This is a genomic window from Streptomyces sp. NPDC046727, assembly GCF_040645635.1.
Classification (GTDB): Bacteria; Actinomycetota; Actinomycetes; order Streptomycetales; family Streptomycetaceae; genus Streptomyces.
The window spans coordinates 1-18,407 of record NZ_JBEYYR010000010.1 but is presented as its reverse complement, the minus strand read 5'-3'; the positions used below and the strand labels follow the sequence as shown (position 1 = coordinate 18,407).

Sequence of the window (18,407 nt, the reverse complement as noted above, 5' to 3'; positions counted from 1 at the left end):
TGGCGGGCTGTGTCCTCAACGCTCACCGGCACCGTCGCTCTGCTGGGGGGTCTTCACTTCCGTGAACATGCCGGCGATGAGCTGGTCGTTGTCCACGTGCCCGTCGGAGAGGTCCACCATGGCCTCGTGAATGCTCGTCAGACCGAGCACCAGCACACCCGCCGCGCTCTCGATCTTCTTCTGCTGCGGCTTGTAGGCGTTGCCGAACTTGTCACCCTGTTCGTCGTGGCCCCAGGGCTCGCCGAGGCCGTCCAGGGTGTTGATGAGCGTGGTCAGTGCCTTGCTCAGATCGATGGCCCCCTGATGGAAGGCCGGTGCCGCCGCCTTGATGTCGGCGGTCTTGATGTCCAGGACCTTGCCGGGCACCTTGCCGTCGCCCACCGATGAACCCCCGTTCGCAGTCGCGGTCTCCGACCATAGGGCCACCGGGTCAAGGGAACCCCAGAACAAGGCAATCGGAAGGTAATGCTCCAGATGGGGGGCGCAACAGCGGTCGCGTATCGATCGGGTAACGGGGCTCGCTCTGCCTGCTTGATGCGCGTAGACAATCTCTGACCTGCTACATCACTCCCATTCACCAGATCCGGAGAATTCATGAGGAAGTCCCTCAAGGCGGTCGCGGCCGGTGCCGCCTGTGTCGTCGCCGGGGCGGCGCTGTACGGCGCGGGCGCGGCCACCGCCGACCAGTCGACGGCGAACTCCACCCACGAGCCGTACAACATCGGGCAGTTGGTGAAGGACATCGACACCTACTACGGCACCACCGCCGACGCCAACGGCGTCTACCAGGCGTCCCCGGACAGCCCGTACGCCCAGGACCTGGCGCGTATCGACCGCGACGCCAAGCGCTACATAGACAAGGCCGCCCGCAAGGCGGACCACCGGGGCGAGAAGCCGGCCGTCGTCTTCGACATCGACGACACGCTGCTGCTGAGCCTCGACTACGAGAAGCGCACCAACTACACGTACAACTCCACCACGTGGAGCGACTACGTGAACAAGGCGGACCGCCCGGCCGTCTTCGGCAGCCCGGAGCTGGTGCGGTACGCCGAGTCCAAGGGCGTCGAGGTCTTCTACAACTCCGGTCTGAGCGAGGCCCAGCGGGCCGCCGCGGTCGAGAACCTGAAGAAGGTCGGCGCCGATGTGAACCTCGACGCCGACCACATGTTCCTCAAGGACAAGGCCAACCCGCCGGCCTACCTGAAGGACTGCGCCACCGCGGGCGCCTGGAACTGCACGACGGTGCAGTACAAGTCCGGGACGCGCAAGCACATCGAGGACGACTTGGGCTACGAGATCATCGCCAACTTCGGCGACCAGTACTCGGACCTGGACGGCGGCTACGCGAACCGCACGTACAAGCTGCCGAACCCGACGTACTTCGTCAGCTGAGCCCTACCCGTACGTCCTGAGCAGCCGCTCGTACTCGGCCCCCGTCACCGGCAGCACCGTGCCGTGGCGGGGGCTCGCCGGCAGCGCGTGGTCCGTGGACGGAGTCCACCTGCCCGAGGCCAGGTCCGTGGTCTCGAAGGGGACGTAGCCGCGCAGGCCGTATTCGTCGATGAACAGGTACCACTTCTTCTCGGTGTTGGACCTGAAGACGGTCGGGCCCTCGCCCCGGGCGAGGGCGTTGCTGCCGACGCAGTCGGCGACGAAGTCGTACGACGTGTCGGTCAGGTCCCGCGACTTCTCCGCGGTGATGAACTTCGAGCAGGGCGAGCTGGACGACGGATCCCGCTCGTCCTTGGTGAAGCGGTAGTACGTCCCCTTGTCCTTGATGACCGTCGAGTCGATGACCGAGTAGCCGGGGTCGTCCCAGACCTTGGGCTCGCTGAAGGTGCGGAAGTCCTCGGTCGTGGCGTAGAGCATGCGGTTGTACGTCGATCCGGTGTGGTCCGGGTCGTCGGCCGCGTACAGCTTCGACGCCCAGAAGACGACGTACGCGTGCCGCCTGCTGTCCCAGTAGGCCTCCGGCGCCCAGGTGTTGCCCGCGTTGTCGGGCGCCACCTTCACCAGCCGCTGGTCGGTCCAGTGGACCAGGTCGGTGGACTGCCACACCATGACGGACTTGCTGCCGTGCCGCTGGACGTAGTCCCAGCTTCCGCTGCTGTTCCGGTACATCCGCAGGTCGGTGGCGATGAGGTAGAACCTGTCACCCTTGGGGGAGCGGATCACGAACGGGTCGCGCAGGCCCTTCTCGCCGATGGTCGAGGTCAGCACCGGCTGTCCGGCGTTCAACTCGCGCCAGTGCAGCGGGTCGTTGCCCTGGCTGAGTGCGTAGCGGATCTGTTCGCCGTCGGCCGTGCCCTCGCCGGTGAAGTAGGCGAACAGATAGCCCGCGTACTTCGACCGCGCGGTGTCCGCGGAGCCGGGCGGGGCGGCCGCCAAAGTGAGGAGGAGGGCGAGGAGGGGGACCAGCAGAGTTCTGAGACGCATGACAGTCCTGTGTGAGCGTGAGGGTTTCTGTGGGGTGCTGTGCGTTCTCGGAGTGTCACCAGTGGGGCGCACGACGTCAATCGGTGTGCGCGGGAGCGGGGCGGCCGAAAGTTTCGGTTGTTTTCGCGCGGGGGCGGCAACCCGTTCCGGCCACGGCGGCGACCGCAACGCGTCACACCCCCGACGAAAGGAACGCCCAGTGCGGCAGAGCACCGGACGCCACCGCAGGACGCGCACCCTCTCGATCGCCGCCACGGTGGCCGTCGCCGCGGGGGCCGGCGGCGTCTACCTCGGCCTGTCCGACGGCGGCGCCCAGGCCGCCACGGCCACGGTCACCGTGTCCAGCACCGCCCAGCTGGAATCCGCGGTCAGGAACGCCACCGCCGGCACCGTGATCCAGGTGCGGGGCGGCACCTACTACCCGACCGCCACCCTCAAGTCCACGGCGAGCGGGACCGGTTCGAACCGGATCACGCTGAAGGCCTACGGCAGCGAGAAGGTGAGGATCGACGGCTCCAAGCTGCCCGCCGGCTCCTGGCTCGCCGGCATCTACGGCAGCTACTGGACCGTGCAGAACCTCACCTTCCAGAAGTCCCCGGCCCAGGGGTTCGTCGTCACCTCCTCCACCGGCGGCATCTTCAAGAACCTCGTCACCGCGGACAACGGCGACTCCGGGTTCACCCTGCGCGGCGACAACACGGTCGGCAACCTCGTGCAGAACCTGGACAGCTACGGCAACTACGACGCCTCGGGCCACGGCCAGAACGCCGACGGCATCGCCGTCAAGTTCGGCTCGGGCACCGGCAACAAGGTCACCGGCGCCCGGCTCTTCAACAACTCGGACGACGGGCTCGACCTCTGGCAGTTCTCCTCACCCGTCACCATCGAGCACTCCTGGGCCTTCGGCAACGGCAGGAACCGCTGGAACGACTCCGCCTTCGAGGGCAACGGCAACGGGTTCAAGCTGGGCGGCGGCGGGGCCTCGGTCGCGCACGTCGTCAACGACGACGCGGCCTGGGACAACACGCTGAACGGGTTCACCGAGAACTCCAACACCGGCGCGATCGTGCTGAACCGCAACACCGCCTACGCCAACGCGCAGGCGGGCTTCTTCTTCGAGACGGGCAAGGCCCGCCTGGCCCGCAACCTGGCCGTCGGCAACAAGGGCGGCCTGGCCGAGCTGGGTTCCCGTACCGTGTCCGCCGCCAACAACTGGGACAGCGGGGTGAGCACGCCGGCTTTCAAGTCCACGGACGCGGCGAGTGCGTACGGGGCGCGGAGGGCCGACGGTTCGCTGCCGGCGACGTCATTCCTGACGACGGGGTCGACTGTCATCGGGGCAACGATGGACTGAGTCCGCGGTGGTCCCGCGCCCCGTCAGGGGCGCGGGGAACTGCGCGAGCAACCCACCACCGGCCCGCAGTCGCCGTCCTACGAGTCACCACCCGAACCGTCCCGCGCATGCGCGGCAAAGTCCCCGGTCACCGCATAGGCACGTCCCGCGGCCAGACCGGTCATGACATAGCGGTCGCGCCCCGCGTCCCGCCCCCCACGCGTATGGTCGTACTGCCCGGCGAACACCCACTCACCCGCCGGCACCGTACGCCCCTGCTTCAGCGTCCATGTGTAGACGACGAACCCGTCCTTCTCCGTGACGCTCTGGCTGAAGTCCCCCTCCGGCAGCGAACGCCACGCACCCGTCGACGTGACCCCGCCGGTCTGGGCGACCTTCAACTCGACGGTGAGGGACGTCAGTTCCTTGGACGTCTTCAGGGTCAGGTTGCTCTGCGCCCAGAAATCGTTGCCGTGCGGGTCCACCGAGCCGTCCGACCACAGGGGACCGTCCCGCTCGGCGCGCGCCGCCGGCGGCTCGGCCGTGGCGGTGGCCTTCGGGGTGCGCGAGGGGGAGGGGGAGGAGTCCGGGGTGCGGGACGGCTGCCCGGCGCCCTCGGTGGGGGCCGGGTCCGCCGAGTGGACCGGCGGCCGGGTGGTCGTCGCCTCCGGTGACCCGGAGGGCGTCGGCGACACCGCCACCGTCTCCCGGGCCGGCGGGTCGTCCTTCACCGCGGACGCCACCGCGTAGCCCCCGACCGCGAGCACACCGGCCACCGCGGCCGTCGCGGTGACCACCCGGACCCAGCCGAACACCGGCGGGCGTACGGACCGGTGGCCGGGGCGGGACCGCTCGGCCATGCCGCGTTCCACGCGGGCCAGGATGCGCGCGCGGTCGGGTTCGTGGGCCTCGGCCGCCTCCTGCAGCCGGGCGCGCAGCTCGTCGTGCACGTCCTGCCGCCTCATCGGTTCCTTCCTCCGCTCTCGCCGCCCCGGGCCGCCATCGCCGCGTGCACCCGCCGCGGGTCGCCCTGCGGGCCGAGCAGCCGCTGCAGTTCGGCCATGCCCTTGGACGTCTGGCTCTTCACCGTACCGACCGAGATCCCGAGCGCGAGCGCGGTGTCCTTCTCCGACAGGTCGAACGCGTGCCGGAGCACCACGCACGCCCGTTTCCGGAACGGCAGCCTGCGCAGCGCCCCCTGGACGTCCACCACGCCGGCGACGTCCGGGTTCTCGGTCCTCTCCTCGCCGCGCGGCCAGAACAGCGCGATCCGGCGCCGCTCGCGCACCGCGCTGCGGATCCGGGTACGGGCCAGGTTGGCGACCACGCCCCGGGCGTACGCCACCGGATGGTCGGCCGCGCGCACCCGGTCCCAGCGGTGCCACAGCGCCAGCAACGCGTCCGCCGCCAGGTCGTCGGCGGCGTCCGCCTCACCCGTCAACAGATGGGCCAGACGGGAGAGTTCGGCGTAGTGCCGTTCGAAGAAGGCATGGAACTCCACGGAGGCGGCGTCGTCGACGACTGTGCCCACGGGTGACCTCTTCTCGATGCGGCGCTGTGGGTGTCATGTGAATGACATGCGAGGGCCCGGGGGAGGGCCCGGACGGAGATCCGGAAGCGTAGCAGTGATCGTTTCGTGTCCTCGTACGGGGAGTCGGACGTCGTATGGCAGGCCGAACTCGATTACGTAACACGGAGAAAACCTGAAACGGGTTCGACGCGGGAACAATCCAGCCAGCATCCGCACGCTGATCATCAGGTGACGAGGAGTGGAACCATGTCCGTGGACCGGTACTTCAGGATCTCCGAGCGGGGATCCACGCTCGGGCGCGAGATACGCGGCGGCTTCGCCACGTTCTTCACCATGGCCTACATCCTTGTCCTGAATCCGATCATCCTGGGCAGCGCCAAGGACAAGTTCGGTCACAGCCTGGATACCGGCCAACTCGTCACCGCGACGGCGCTGGTGGCCTGTGTGATGACGGTCGTCATGGGCGTCGGCGGCAATCTGCCGCTCGCCATCGCCGCCGGCCTCGGTCTCAACGCCGTCGTCGCCTTCCAGCTCGCCCCGCTGATGAGCTGGGCCGACGCGATGGGCCTGGTCGTCCTCGAAGGCATCGTCATCTGCGTGCTGGTGCTCACCGGCCTCCGGGAAGCGATCATGAACGCGATCCCGCAACAGCTGAAGCAGGCCATCGGCGTCGGCATCGGCCTGTTCATCGCCTTCATCGGCTTCGTGGACGCCGGGTTCGTCAGCCGCATACCGGACGCCGCGCACACCACCGTGCCGGTCCAGCTCGGCGCCGTCGGGCGGCTCACCGGCTGGCCGGTGCTGGTCTTCTGTCTCGGTGTGCTGCTCACCCTCGCGCTGCTCGCGCGGAAGGTGAAGGGCGCGATCCTCATCAGCATCGTGACGATGACCGTCGTCGCGATCGTCATCGACGCCGTTGCCGACATCAAGAGCTGGGGCCTGACCACGCCCGAGGTCCCGGACGAGGTCGTCGCCGCACCGGACTTCGGGCTGTTCGGTCACTTCAGCCTGTTCGGCGGCTTCGCCGAGGCCGGTGTCCTCACCGCCGTCCTGCTGGTCTTCACCCTGATCCTGTCGGACTTCTTCGACGCCATGGGGACCATCGTCGGCATCACCGCCGAGGCCGGCCTGCTCGATGAGAAGGGGCAGGTGCCCGGCATCGGCCGCGTGCTGTTCATCGACGGCGCCGCGGCCGTGGCCGGCGGTGTCGGCTCCGCCTCCTCCAACACCGCCTACATCGAGTCCGCGGCCGGTGTCGGCGAGGGCGCCCGCACCGGCTTCGCCAACCTGGTCACCGGCGGCCTCTTCGGCCTCGCCCTCTTCCTCACCCCGCTGCTCACCATCGTCCCGCTCCAGGCGGCGGCGCCCGCGCTGATCGCCGTCGGCTTCCTGATGATGACCCACGTCAAGCACATCGACTGGGACCGGTACGAGATCGCCGTCCCGGCGTTCCTCACCATCGCGGCGATGCCGTTCACCTACTCGATCACCGACGGCATCGGCGCGGGCTTCCTGTCCTACGTCGTCATCAAGACGGTGCTGGGGAAGGCGCGGGAGGTCAACTGGCTGTTGTGGGGGGTCTCGGCGCTGTTCCTCGTGTACTTCGCGATCGACCCCGTGGAGCAGGTTCTCGGGGTGAAGTGAGCGGGTGGGCGGTTCCGCGGAACCGCCCACCCGCTGGCGCCTACTTCAGCGCCGCCTGCATCATCGCCCGGGCCACCGGAGCCGCCAGGCCGTTGCCGCTGACCTCCGACCGCGCCGCGTCCGACTGCTCCACCATCACCGCGACGGCGACCTCCTTGCCGCTGCTGTCGGACTTGCCGTAGGACGTGAACCAGGCGTACGGCGTCTTGCTGTTGTTCTCGCCGTGCTGGGCGGTACCGGTCTTGCCGCCGACGGTCACCCCGTCGATCAGCGCGTTCGTACCCGTGCCGTCCTTCACCACCGTCTCCATCGCCGACTGGAGCTGCTCGGCGGTGGTGGAGCTGATGATCTCCTCGGTGCCGGCGGCGTCGTCGTAGTCCTTCAGCACGTCACCGCCGCTGTCGGTGATCTGCGACACCATGTGCGGCGCGACCTGCTTGCCGCCGTTGGCGATGGTCGCGGACACCATGGCCATCTGGAGCGGCGTCGCGGTGACGTCGAACTGGCCGATGCCGGACAGGGCCGTCTGGGCCTGGTCCATGCCGGACGGGTACACGCTGGTGTAGGCGCGCACCGGCACGTCCTGCTCCTCGTCGTTGAAGCCGAACTTCTCGGCCATGGCCTTGACCTTGTCCTGGCCGAGCTGGACGGCCATATGACCGAAGACGTTGTTGCAGGAGTACTGCAGGGCGACGCGGATCGAGGCGTTCTTGCACGGAGCCGACTTGCTCTCGTTCTCCAGCGGGCGCGTCGTGCCCGGCATGATGTACGGGTCGGGGCTGTCGGTGTGCTGGTCCACGTCCTTGTACAGCCCGTCCTCCAGCGCGGCGGCCGCCACGACCAGCTTGAACGTCGAGCCCGGCGGCAGCGGCTGGCGCAGCGCGCGGTTGGTGAGCGGCTTGTCCTTGTCCGCGTTCAGCGACTTCCACGCCTTGCCGGCCGTGTTGGCGTCGGTGAGCGAGGACGGGTCGTACGACGGCGTCGACACCGCCGCGAGGATCCTGCCCGTCTTGGGGTCGATCGCGACGGCGCCGCCCTTCGTGTCTCCCAGCGCGCGGTAGGCCGCCTTCTGCACGTCCGGGTCGATCGTGGTGAGCACGTTGCCCGGAGCGGCGCGCTCCCCGGTGACGGTGTCCATCACGGTCTTCAGCTGGTTGTCCGTGCCGTTGAGCAGGTCCGTGTAGATGCCCTCCAGCTGGGTGGGGGCGTAGGCCTGCGAGGCGTACCCCGTCACCGCCGCGTACAGCCTGCCGTCCTTGTACGTCCGCTTGTACGCGAGATCGCTCCCCTTCGTCCGCTTCGAGCCGGTGACCGCGTCTCCGGCCACGATGATGTTCCCGAGGGGCCGCGAGTACGTCGTGATCGCGTTCCGCCGGTTGTCGTTGTCGTCCGCGAGGGCCTGACCGTCGTAGAACTGCAGCCATGTCGCCCTGACCAGCAGGGCGAGCACGAGCAGCAGCGCGAAGACGGACGCCCGCCTGATCGTCTTGTTCATCCCGCTCGGAAGACGATCGAGACGGGGGCAATCGTTCCCGTACGACCGCTTTTCTCATCGGGCGTTCAGGAAGCCGGCCCGGACCGGCCGTCCAGGACCAGCACGACCTCCTCGATCTCCCGGCCCCGCGCGTTCGCGAACCCCCGCGCCCGGGCCGTCTCGCGGAACCCGCACTTCTCCAGCACGCGCAGCGAACCGGCGTTGTCGGCCGCCGCCCGTGCGTACAGCGGCCGTTCGGGAACCTCGGCGAGCAGGGCCCGCAGCGCGCCCGTCGCCACGCCCCGGCCCCAGTACGCGCGGTCGATCCAGTACGTCACCTCCCGCTCGCCGGCCACGCCGTACACCGCCGCGTTGCCGGCCACGGCCCCGTCGGCCAGGACCGTGCGCAGCACGTCGGCGCCGTCCCGCCGGCGCTGCCAGTAGGCCGCGAAGGCATCCTGGTCGTACGGGTCCGCCGGGCCGAACGCGGCCATCCGGAGGGCCTCCGGGTCGGTCATCTGCCGGTAGAACACCGGCAGGTCACTGTCCTGGACGGCCCGCAGCGCGATCTCCATGGACCCGAGACTACGGGCTCAGAGCCGACGCGTCGCCAGTGTCAGCCGATCCCGCGCGTCGAACAGCGCGTCCTTGATCATCTGCTCGTGGGCGGGAGTCAGCCGGGCGACCGGGACCGAGCAGCTGATGGCGTCCCGGGCGGGCGTGCGGTACGGGATCGCCACACCGAAACAGCGCAGGCCCAGCGTGTTCTCCTCGCGGTCGACCGCGAAGCCCTGCTCCCGGACCTGGTGCAGCTCCTCGATGAGCTTCTCCCGGTCGGTGAGGGTGTGCTCGGTGAGCGCGGGCAGGGTCTCCGGCAGCAGCTTGCGGACCTGCTCGTCGGTGTAGGTGGCGAGGATCGCCTTGCCGAGGGAGGTGGAGTGGGCCGGGAGCCGGCGGCCGACGCGGGTGAAGGGGCGCAGGTAGTGCTGGGACTGGCGGGTGGCCAGGTAGACCACGTTGGTGCCGTCGAGCCGGGCCAGGTGGATGGTCTCCGTGGTGTCGTCGGAGAGCCGGTCCAGGGTCGGGCGGGCGGCGGCCACCACCTCGTCGCCGTCGATGTACGACGTGCCGACCAACAGCGCCCGCACCCCGATGCCGTACCGCGTGCCGGTCGCGTCCGTCTCCACCCAGCCCAGCTCCACGAGCGTGCGCAGCAGCATGTACAGGCTGGACTTGGGATATCCCATGGCCTCCTGGACGGCCGCGAGGGAGTGCATCCCGGGCCGGCCGGCGAAGTATTCGAGCAGCTCAACGGTCCGTACCGCGGACTTGACCTGCGCCCCGCCCCCTGTGTCGCCTGCCGTCATCGCCCTTGACCCCTTCGTTCGACGAGGACCTGAGTTATATAGTCTCCGAGCAGCGTATTCATCATCAGAGACAGTGTTCAGTATATCGAACGCGACTGATGGGTGAGCCTGGATAGTCCTAGATAGTGCGGCCTTTACTGGGAGGGACCCGCGGTGGCAGCAGCACCAGTCTGGAGTGTCGACCCGCGCACCGGGAAGCAGCGTGAACAGGTTGCGGTGGAGGCCACAGCCCAGGAGGTGGACACGGCCGCCCGGGCGGCCCACGCCGCGCGCGGCGCCCTCGCCGACCGCGCGGTCCGCGCCGCCTTCCTGCGCTCGGCCGCCGCGGGCCTGGACGCGGCCCGGGACGGCCTGGTGGAGACCGCCGACGCGGAGACCGCGCTCGGCCCGGCCCGGCTGACCGGCGAACTCGCCCGTACGACGTACCAGTTGCGGGCCTTCGCCGGCATCGTCGAGGAGGGCGCCTTCCTCGACGTCGTCATCGACCACCGCGACGACACCGCCACCCCGCCCGTCCCGGACCTGCGCCGCTACAAGGTGCCGCTCGGCGTCGTCGCCGTCTACTCCGCCTCCAACTTCCCCTTCGCGTTCTCCGTCGCCGGCGGCGACACCGCGAGCGCGCTGGCCGCGGGCTGCCCGGTCGTCGTCAAGTCCCACCCCGACCACCCGGCCCTGTCCGAGCTGGTCGCCGAGGTGCTGCGCCGGGCCGCCGCCGAACACGGCATCCCCGAGGGCGTGATCGGCCTCGTCCACGGCTTCGAGGCGGGCGTCGAGCTGATCAGGCACCCACTGGTCGCCGCCGCCGGCTTCACCGGTTCGGTACGGGGCGGCCGGGCGCTCTTCGACGCCGCCGCCGCGCGCCCCGTGCCGATCCCGTTCCACGGCGAGCTGGGTTCGCTGAACCCGGTCCTGGTCACCGAGGCCGCCGCGGCCGAGCGGGCCGAGGAGATCGGCGGCGGGCTCGCCGGGTCGATGACCCTCGGCGTCGGCCAGTTCTGCGTCAAGCCCGGCCTGGTGCTCGTGCCCTCCGGCGCGGGCGGCGACCGGCTGGTGAAGTCCCTGACCGACGCCGTCAGCGACACCGGCGCGGGTGTCCTGCTCGACCACCGCATGCGGGACAACTTCATCGCGGGTGTGGCCGAGCGCGCGCAGCTCCCGGACGTGGACTCGCCGGTCACCCCGGGCGCGGGCGGCGAACACGCGGTCAGCGCCGGGTTCCTCACGGTGCCGGCACAGAAGCTGGCCGCGGAGGGGGCGTACGACCTGCTCCTGGAGGAGTGCTTCGGACCGGTGACCGTGGTCGCCCGCTACGACGGCGAGGACGAGGCCAAGGCCGTCCTGTCGCGGCTTCCGGGCAACCTCACGGCGACGGTGCAGCTCTCCTCGGAGGAGGCCGCGGGCAACGGCCGGGGCCCGGAGCTGCTCGCCGAGCTGACGCCGCTGGCCGGCCGGGTGCTGGTGAACGGCTGGCCGACCGGGGTCGCCGTGGCGCCGGCCCAGCATCACGGGGGGCCGTACCCGGCGACCACGTCCACGTCCACCTCCGTGGGCGGCACCGCCATCGAGCGGTGGCTGCGGCCGGTGGTCTACCAGAACGCGCCGCAGGCGCTGCTGCCCGAGGAGCTTCGCGACGACAATCCGCTCGGGCTGCCTCGGCGGTTCAACGGGGTTCTGGAGCGGTAGCGTCCGCGCGCCCTGGGCAGAAACCGGTCACCTCGCGAGAAACGGTCGATGGAGTTGGAGCTTCCCGAACTGCCCTTTCCCCTGCGGACCTACGGCCCGGACGGCCACTGGTCCTACGAGGACGGCGTGCTCACCGGATGGGCCGGGCCCCGGCAGGACCGGTTCGTTCCGCCCACCGGCGAAGGACTCGACCCCGCCTCCGACGCGCCCCGGTTGCTCGGGGCGCCCGAAGGGGACTTCCAGCTGATCGCGCGGGTCACCGTGGGGTTCCGTGCCGCCTTCGACGCCGGGGTGCTCTACCTCCACGTCGGCGAGCGGGCCTGGGCCAAGCTGTGCCTGGAGTACTCCCCGGACGTGCCCACCGTCTGCACGGTGGTCACCCGGGGGCACTCCGACGACGCCAACTCCTTCCCGGTGGACGGGGACTCCGTGTGGCTGCGGGTCAGCCGGACGGGGCGGGCCTTCGCCTTCCACGCCTCCCGGGACGGCGCCCGCTGGACCTTCGTCCGGCTCTTCACCCTGGGCGAGGAGAAGGAGACCGGTGCCGCCCTGGTCGGGTTCATGACCCAGTCGCCGCTGGGGGAGGGATGTGTCGTGACGTACGACCACATCGAGTTCCGGGCCGAGTGGCCGAGCGAGCTGCGGGACGGCAGCTGAGGGCGGCGAGGGCCGGCACGAACAGGGCCGCGCCCAGTGCCGGGCTCGCCCGCATCCCGGCGTCGCGGGGCCTGGCACGCACATCGCCGCGTCCGGCACCCCGGCCGCTGCCGGGGCCTGGACGACCGGCATCGGCGCGCGCGGACCGTAGCGGCCGGACGGCTTTCCGGACACCGCGTCGGTCACCGCGATCAGCCCGGACCTCGGCAGGAACACCACGGCCCGCTGCCGCCCGAGCGTGGCTGCGTCCGCGCCGACGCCCGCGGCCGGCCCAGGGGCGACGCAACCGGAGCCGCGGCCGGCACGTCCTCCGTTGCATGATCAGTGAACGCGTGAACGGCGCCCTGGTGATCCGCACCGCCCTGCCCGCCGAAACCGAGGCCATCGCCGATCTGCACCTCCGGGCCCGCTCGACGTACTACCCCGACGGCGTCCCGCAGGCCGACTTCGACTGGACGGAGGCCTGGCGGGGATCCATCGAGCGCCCCGACGGCCAGGTGCTGTGCGCCGTCGTGCAGGGCCGGATCGTCGGCATCGCCTCCTTCCGCACCCCGGACGGCGCCCCCGCCGACACCGTCAAGCTGTTCCAGTTCCACGTCGACCCCGGCCACTGGCGCGCCGGCATCGGTACGTCCCTGCACGCGGCCTGTGCGGAGCAGTGGCGGGCCGACCGCCGGCGCGCCGCCGTGCTCGACGTGCACGTGGACAACCGGCGCGCCCAGGCCTTCTACGCCCGCCAGGGCTGGGTCCCGGACCCGGAGAACCCGCCCGCCGAGGGCGACCACCACCTCTTCCTGCGCTTCTCCGTGCCGCCGCGGGAATGAAGCGGTCTGTTTGAACGTTCACGTACCGGCAGGGGAGAGCCCCCGCGCCCGTACGACCTGGAGAGAGCCGAAGACATGCGCGTCGAGATCTGGAGCGACATCGCCTGCCCCTGGTGCTATGTGGGCAAGGCCCGCTTCGAGAAGGCGCTCGCTGCCTTCCCGCACCGCGACGACGTCGAGGTGGTGCACCGCTCCTTCGAGCTGGACCCGGGCCGCGCCAAGGGCGACGTACAGCCGGTGATCACCATGCTGACCAGGAAGTACGGCATGAGCGAGGCCCAGGCCCAGGCCGGCGAGGACAACCTGGGCGCCCAGGCCGCCGCCGAGGGCCTGGACTACCGCACCCGGGACCGCGACCACGGCAACACCTTCGACATGCACCGCCTGCTGCACTTCGCCAAGGAGCAGGGCAGGCAGGACCAGCTGATCCAGATCTTCTACCGGGCCAACTTCGCCGAGGAGCGGTCCGTCTTCACCGAGGGCGACGAGCGGCTGGTGGAGCTGGCCGTCGAGGCCGGACTGGACGCCGAGGCCGTCCGCACGGTGCTCGCCGACCCGGACGCGTACGCCGACGCGGTCCGCGCCGACGAGCGCGAGGCCGCCCAGCTCGGCGCGAACGGCGTGCCCTTCTTCGTCCTGGACCGCACGTACGGCGTCTCCGGGGCCCAGCCCGCCGAGGTCTTCACCCAGGCGCTGACCCAGGCGTGGGGCGAGCGATCGCCGCTGAAGCTGGTCGACCAGGGTGACGCCGAGGCGTGCGGCCCGGACGGGTGCGCGGTTCCACAGCACTGAGAAACCGCAGGTCGGCGCGGACCTATAAGCGTTCCTAAGCGGATCCACGTAAAAATCCGCAATGGACTACTACTTCATCGGGCCGCAGAGTGGACCCATGGAGACCACGGAGACGTTCGAGAGCCTCGTCCGCGCCGAGTTCACCCCGAAGACCACCTACCTCAACACCGCCAGCAACGGCCTGCTGCCGGCCCGTACCGTCGCCGCCCTGCACGAGGCCGCGCTGCTGCGGGCCGCGGGCCGGCCGCTGACCTCGCTGTACGAGGACGTGGAGAGCTGTCGCGCCGCGTTCGCCCGGCTCGCCGGGGTCCCGGCCGGCCGGGTCGCCGCCGGTGCCTCGGTCGCCGCGCACTCCGGCGTGATCGCGGCCTCGCTGCCCGCGGGGGCCGAAGTCCTCACCGCCGAGGACGACTTCACCTCCGTGCTCAACCCGTTCCACGTCCGCGGCGACCTCAAGGTCCGCGCGGTCCCGCTGGAGCGGATCGCCGAGTCCGTCCGGCCCGGCACCGCGCTCGTCGCGGTCAGCGCGGCCCAGTCCGCCGACGGCCGGATCGCCGACCTGCCCGCCCTGCGCGAGGCCGCCCGCGCCCACGGCGCCCGCACCTACGTCGACTTCTCCCAGGCCGCCGGCTGGCTGCCGATGGACGCGGACGCCTACGACTTCACCGCCGCCGTCAGCTTCAAGTGGCTGCTCGGCCCGCACGGCGCGGCCTTCCTCACGGTCCCCGAGGACTTCGGCGGGCTCACCCCGCTGCTCGCGGGCTGGGTCGCGGCCGAACAGCCGTGGGACAGCTGCTACGGCCCGGTCGCCGAACTCGCCCACTCCGCCCGGCGGTTCGACCTCACCCACGCCCTGTTCACCTTCGCGGGCCTGCGCCGGTCCCTCGAACTCGTCGAGGAACTCGGAGTGGCGGCGATCCACGCCCACGACATCGCCCTCGCCGACCGGTTCCGCGCGGGACTCGCCGACCTCGGCCACGAGCCGGTGCCCGCCCCCGGCTCGGCGATCGTCTCCGTCCCCGGACTCGGCGACCGCCAGCACGGGCTGAGCGCGGCGGGTATCGAGGTCTCCGACCGTGCGGGCAATCTGCGTGCGGCCTTCCACCTTCACAACACGGCCGCGGAGGTGGACCGGTTGCTGGCCGCGCTGTCCGGCTGACCTGTCAGGTCTCCCGGGCGGCCGGTCCGCACAGATTGGCCTCGACCCGGCCGAGCAGCGCCAGCAACTGCTCCCGCTCGACCGGGTCGAGGCCGGCGAGGGTCTCGTCCTCCAGCCTGCTCCACGCCCGCGCCACCTCGTCGAGCAGCCGCGCCCCGGAGTCCGTCGCCTCCACCAGCACCGCCCGCCGGTCCGCCGGGTCCGGCAGCCGCCGCACCTGCCCGGCCTGCTCCAGCCGCTGCAGCATCTTGGTCACCGTGGACGGGTCCAGGTCGAGCAGCCGGACCAGCTCGGCCTGCCGGGCCGGGCCCCGCTCCCACAGGTGCATCATCACCAGCTCCTGGCCCGGGTAGAGCCCGAGCCCGCGCAGCACTCCCGCGGCGGCCGTCCGGTGCAGTCGTGCCACGCGGCTCAGGGCGTGGCTGACCGGCCCGCCCCGGGCGGCGGCGGGCAGCTCCGCGCAGACATGCCCGGCCGCGTTCGCCGCCGGTTCCCTGGGGGCCTCCATCGTCGCTCCCGCACCTCTCTGCCTTCCGATGGCCGTCCGTCGAAGCGTACTCACCCGATTTACTTGGCCGACCAAGGAATGGGTTAGGGTGGCGCTCGGTCGAATTACTTGGCCGACCAATCAAACCTCTCCTGGAGGCTCCCGTGACCACCGCCTTCGACGCCATCGACCTCGCCGGACTGCGGCTGACCAACCGCATCGCCATGGCCCCGATGACCCGCAGCCGCGCCGCCGCCGGCGGCCTGCCCACCGGCCTCACCGCCGAGTACTACGCCCAGCGCGCCTCCGCCGGCCTGATCGTCACCGAGGGCATCCAGCCCTCGGCGGTCGGCCAGGGCTACCCCGACACCCCCGGCCTGCACACCGCCGAGCAGGTCGCCGCCTGGCGGACCGTGACCGACGCCGTGCACGCCGCCGGCGGCCGGATCTTCGCCCAGCTCATGCACACCGGCCGCATCGGACACCCCGACCTGCTGCCGGACGGGCTGGTCAACGTGGCTCCCTCGGCGGTGGCCGCCCGTGGCCAGGTCTACACCCACCAGGGCCCCAAGGACTTCGTCACGCCCCGCGAACTGACCGGTGACGAGATCCGCGCCACCATCGCCGACTTCGAGGCCGCGGCCCGGCACGCGATCGAGGCCGGCTTCGACGGGGTCGAACTCCACGGTGCCAACGGCTACCTGATCCACCAGTTCCTGGCGCCCGGCAGCAACCGCCGCACCGACGAGTGGGGCGGCTCCGTGGCCGGCCGCATCCGCTTCGCCGTGGAGACCGCCCGGGCCGTCGCCGAGGCGATCGGACCCGAGCGCACCGCCCTGCGGCTCTCCCCGGGCAACCCCCTCAACGACATCGAGGAGCCCGAGCCGGAGCCGGTGTACACCGCGCTGGTCGACGCCCTGGAACCGCTGGGCCTCGCCTACCTGCACGTCCTGGAGACCGGGGACTTCCGCGACCTGACCCCCCTGCTGCGCAAGCGCTTCAGCGGGAGCCTCGTCCTCAACCCGGCGACCGAGGGCCCCACCGGCCCGGACGCGCTCGCCCTCGTCGAGGACGGCTCGGCGGACCTGATCGCCTACGGGCAGCTGTTCCTCGCCAACCCTGACCTCCCGGCCCGGCTGCGCTCCGGCGGACCCTTCAACACGGCGGACCCGGCGACCTTCTACGGCGGCGGAGCCGCGGGGTACACGGACTACCCGGCGCTGTGACCGCGCCAGGGGCCTCCGGCCGGCGCTCGGAGGCCCCTGGAACGGCGCGGTTCAGCTCACCGCACGGCTCACCGCACGGGCGTGAAGTCCCGTGCGCCGATGAACTCGGGCCGCCGCACCGGTGCCGCGAACGGATCCACCGCCGCGTTCTCCACGCTGTTGAACACGATGAACACGTTGCTGCGCGGGAACGGCGTGATGTTGTCGCCCGAGCCGTGCATGCAGTTGCAGTCGAACCAGGTCGCCGAGCCGGCCCTGCCGGTGAACAGCCGGATGCCGTACTCGCTCGCCAGCGCGGTCAGCGCCTCGTCCGACGGCGTGCCCGCGTCCTGCATCTGCAGGGACTTCTTGTAGTTGTCCTCCGGCGTGGCGCCGGCGCAGCCCAGGAACGTCCGGTGCGAGCCCGGCATGATCATCAGCCCGCCGTTGGTGTCGTGGTTCTCGGTCAGCGCGATCGAGACGGACACCGTGCGCATGTTCGGCAGGCCGTCCTCGGCGTGCCAGGTCTCGAAGTCGGAGTGCCAGTAGAAGCCGCTGGCCCCGAAGCCCGGCTTGACGTTGATCCGGGACTGGTGGACGTACACGTTGGAGCCGAGGATCTGCCGGGCCCGGCCGACGACCCGCGGATCGCGCACCAGCCGCGCGAACACCTCGCTGATCCGGTGCACCTCGAAGACCGAGCGGATCTCCTTCGACTTCGGCTCCACGATCGAGCGCTCGTCGGCGCGGACCGCCGGGTCGGACACCAGCCGGTCCAGCTCGGCCTTGTAGACCTCGACCTCGTCCGGGGTGATCAGCTGGTCGACGGCGAGGAAGCCGTCCCGCTCGTACGCCTGGAGGTCGGCCGTCGTGATCGGGCCGGGCGTGTCCGGGGAGCCCCAGACGACCGGGTCCTGGCGGGGGACGGTCACCTCGGTGGTGCCGCGGGTGGGGTACAGGTCGGTGACGGTGGTCATGGGTGTCACACCTCCTCGGGTTCGGTGAGCAGGGGGTAGACGCCGTTCTCGTCGTGGTCCTCCCGCCCGGTGACCGGCGGGTTGAACACGCAGATGCAGCGGAAGTCCTCCTTGACGCGCAGGGTGTGCCGCTCGTGCCCGTCGAGGAGGTACATGGTGCCGGGCGTGATCGTGTGCGTCCGCCCGGTCTCGTGGTCGGTCAGTTCGGCCTCGCCCTCGGTGCAGACGACGGCCTCGATGTGGTTGGCGTACCACATCGACGTCTCGGTCCCGGCGTACAGGACGGTCTCGTGCAGGGAGAAGCCGACGCGCTCCTTGGCGAGGACGATCCGCTTGCTCTCCCAGGTGCCGGACTTCGCCCGGACGTGCCGGTCGGTGCCTTCGATGTCCTTGAACGATCGGACGATCACGGTGCTGTACTTCCTCCTAGCTGATCAGGCGGTTTCCCGGACGGCGCGGGCGAGGACGCTGAGGCCCTCGTCCAGCTCGTCCGGCGTGATGGTCAGGGCCGGCAGCAGCTTGACGACCTCGCCCTCGGGGCCGGACGTCTCGATGAGCAGTCCGAGTTCGAAGGCGCGCCGGGCGACCCGCGAGGCCCGGTCCTTGTCGTGGAACTCCAGGCCCCACACGAGTCCGCGTCCGCGGTACTCCTTCACGTCGGCGAGGTTCTCCTCGGTGACGGAGATCAGGGCCTGCTCGATCTGCTCGCCGCGGGCGCGGGTCTGCTTCTCCATGGCCGAGCCGTCGGTCCAGTAGGTCTCCAGGGCGGCGGTGGCGGTGACGAAGGCGGGGTTGTTGCCGCGGAAGGTGCCGTTGTGCTCGCCCGGCTCCCACACGT

19 protein-coding genes and 1 pseudogene are annotated in these 18,407 nt (G+C 70.8%); 9 read left to right on the top strand and 11 right to left on the bottom strand.

Annotated elements, in window-relative coordinates; genetic code table 11:
* Window positions 1-15: 15 nt before the first annotated feature.
* Complete coding sequence (locus ABZ937_RS14590; protein WP_361690977.1) at window positions 16-381, bottom strand: hypothetical protein; 366 nt, start codon at window positions 379-381, stop codon at window positions 16-18.
* 213 nt (window positions 382-594) lie between these two features.
* Here ABZ937_RS14590 and ABZ937_RS14585 point away from each other — a divergent pair, with 213 nt between their 5' ends.
* Entirely contained in the window at window positions 595-1,392 is a 798-nt protein-coding gene (locus tag ABZ937_RS14585; protein WP_361690974.1) for an HAD family acid phosphatase, read from the top strand.
* A gap of 18 nt (window positions 1,393-1,410) precedes the next feature.
* On the opposite strand, the pseudogene ABZ937_RS14580 reads toward ABZ937_RS14585, so the two are convergent.
* A pseudogene (locus ABZ937_RS14580) lies at window positions 1,411-2,436 on the bottom strand (glycoside hydrolase family 43 protein); the annotation flags it as partial.
* A 199-nt stretch (window positions 2,437-2,635) separates the two neighbouring features.
* Here ABZ937_RS14580 and ABZ937_RS14575 point away from each other — a divergent pair.
* The gene (locus ABZ937_RS14575; RefSeq protein WP_361690970.1) at window positions 2,636-3,790 is read left to right on the top strand and encodes a right-handed parallel beta-helix repeat-containing protein; all 1,155 of its coding nucleotides are present in this window, start codon (window positions 2,636-2,638) and stop codon (window positions 3,788-3,790) included.
* 77 nt (window positions 3,791-3,867) lie between these two features.
* Here ABZ937_RS14575 and ABZ937_RS14570 read toward each other — a convergent pair whose 3' ends face one another.
* On the bottom strand, window positions 3,868-4,734 hold the full coding sequence (locus ABZ937_RS14570; protein WP_361690967.1) for a hypothetical protein: 867 nt from the start codon (window positions 4,732-4,734) through the stop codon (window positions 3,868-3,870).
* Window positions 4,731-5,300, bottom strand: coding sequence for a SigE family RNA polymerase sigma factor (locus ABZ937_RS14565; protein ID WP_361690964.1), 570 nt, complete (start codon window positions 5,298-5,300; stop codon window positions 4,731-4,733). The genes ABZ937_RS14570 and ABZ937_RS14565 overlap by 4 nt, the downstream gene beginning before the upstream one ends.
* Before the next feature lie 246 nt (window positions 5,301-5,546).
* Between ABZ937_RS14565 and ABZ937_RS14560 the strand changes: the two genes are divergently transcribed.
* Window positions 5,547-6,944, top strand: coding sequence for an NCS2 family permease (locus tag ABZ937_RS14560; protein ID WP_361690961.1), 1,398 nt, complete (start codon window positions 5,547-5,549; stop codon window positions 6,942-6,944).
* A 40-nt stretch (window positions 6,945-6,984) separates the two neighbouring features.
* Here ABZ937_RS14560 and ABZ937_RS14555 read toward each other — a convergent pair whose 3' ends face one another.
* The 3 genes from ABZ937_RS14555 to ABZ937_RS14545 form a co-directional block, all read right to left on the bottom strand.
* The gene (locus ABZ937_RS14555; RefSeq protein WP_361690958.1) at window positions 6,985-8,439 is read right to left on the bottom strand and encodes a penicillin-binding transpeptidase domain-containing protein; all 1,455 of its coding nucleotides are present in this window, start codon (window positions 8,437-8,439) and stop codon (window positions 6,985-6,987) included.
* A gap of 65 nt (window positions 8,440-8,504) precedes the next feature.
* Window positions 8,505-8,993, bottom strand: coding sequence for a GNAT family N-acetyltransferase (locus ABZ937_RS14550; protein WP_361690955.1), 489 nt, complete (start codon window positions 8,991-8,993; stop codon window positions 8,505-8,507).
* Between the two features lie 18 nt (window positions 8,994-9,011).
* Window positions 9,012-9,785 (bottom strand): IclR family transcriptional regulator, encoded by a 774-nt coding sequence (locus ABZ937_RS14545; protein ID WP_361690952.1) that lies wholly within the window; start codon window positions 9,783-9,785, stop codon window positions 9,012-9,014.
* 153 nt (window positions 9,786-9,938) lie between these two features.
* On the opposite strand from ABZ937_RS14545, the gene ABZ937_RS14540 reads away from it, so the two are divergent.
* The 5 genes from ABZ937_RS14540 to ABZ937_RS14520 all read left to right on the top strand — a co-directional run bounded on the left by ABZ937_RS14540 (window position 9,939) and on the right by ABZ937_RS14520 (window position 14,900).
* The gene (locus ABZ937_RS14540; protein WP_361690949.1) at window positions 9,939-11,468 is read left to right on the top strand and encodes an aldehyde dehydrogenase (NADP(+)); all 1,530 of its coding nucleotides are present in this window, start codon (window positions 9,939-9,941) and stop codon (window positions 11,466-11,468) included.
* A gap of 48 nt (window positions 11,469-11,516) precedes the next feature.
* Complete coding sequence (locus tag ABZ937_RS14535) at window positions 11,517-12,125, top strand: DUF1349 domain-containing protein (protein ID WP_361690946.1); 609 nt, start codon at window positions 11,517-11,519, stop codon at window positions 12,123-12,125.
* A gap of 317 nt (window positions 12,126-12,442) precedes the next feature.
* Entirely contained in the window at window positions 12,443-12,949 is a 507-nt protein-coding gene (locus tag ABZ937_RS14530) for a GNAT family N-acetyltransferase (protein WP_361690943.1), read from the top strand.
* 75 nt (window positions 12,950-13,024) lie between these two features.
* The gene (locus tag ABZ937_RS14525) at window positions 13,025-13,741 is read left to right on the top strand and encodes a DsbA family oxidoreductase (RefSeq protein WP_361690940.1); all 717 of its coding nucleotides are present in this window, start codon (window positions 13,025-13,027) and stop codon (window positions 13,739-13,741) included.
* Between the two features lie 97 nt (window positions 13,742-13,838).
* Window positions 13,839-14,900 (top strand): aminotransferase class V-fold PLP-dependent enzyme, encoded by a 1,062-nt coding sequence (locus ABZ937_RS14520; protein ID WP_361690937.1) that lies wholly within the window; start codon window positions 13,839-13,841, stop codon window positions 14,898-14,900.
* A 4-nt stretch (window positions 14,901-14,904) separates the two neighbouring features.
* On the opposite strand, the gene ABZ937_RS14515 is transcribed toward ABZ937_RS14520, so the two are convergent.
* On the bottom strand, window positions 14,905-15,408 hold the full coding sequence (locus ABZ937_RS14515) for a MarR family transcriptional regulator (protein ID WP_361690934.1): 504 nt from the start codon (window positions 15,406-15,408) through the stop codon (window positions 14,905-14,907).
* Window positions 15,409-15,551: 143 nt separating this feature from the next.
* Between ABZ937_RS14515 and ABZ937_RS14510 the strand changes: the two genes are divergently transcribed.
* The gene (locus tag ABZ937_RS14510; protein WP_361690931.1) at window positions 15,552-16,613 is read left to right on the top strand and encodes an alkene reductase; all 1,062 of its coding nucleotides are present in this window, start codon (window positions 15,552-15,554) and stop codon (window positions 16,611-16,613) included.
* A 68-nt stretch (window positions 16,614-16,681) separates the two neighbouring features.
* Here ABZ937_RS14510 and thpD read toward each other — a convergent pair whose 3' ends face one another.
* From thpD to ABZ937_RS14495, 3 genes are all read right to left on the bottom strand, one after another.
* Window positions 16,682-17,569 (bottom strand): ectoine hydroxylase, encoded by an 888-nt coding sequence (gene thpD, locus ABZ937_RS14505; RefSeq protein WP_361690928.1) that lies wholly within the window; start codon window positions 17,567-17,569, stop codon window positions 16,682-16,684.
* Window positions 17,570-17,574: 5 nt separating this feature from the next.
* On the bottom strand, window positions 17,575-17,979 hold the full coding sequence (locus ABZ937_RS14500; protein ID WP_361690925.1) for an ectoine synthase: 405 nt from the start codon (window positions 17,977-17,979) through the stop codon (window positions 17,575-17,577).
* Between the two features lie 24 nt (window positions 17,980-18,003).
* Window positions 18,004-18,407, bottom strand: a 404-nt coding sequence (locus ABZ937_RS14495) for an aminotransferase class III-fold pyridoxal phosphate-dependent enzyme (protein ID WP_361690922.1), incomplete at its 5' end; no start/stop codon positions are given.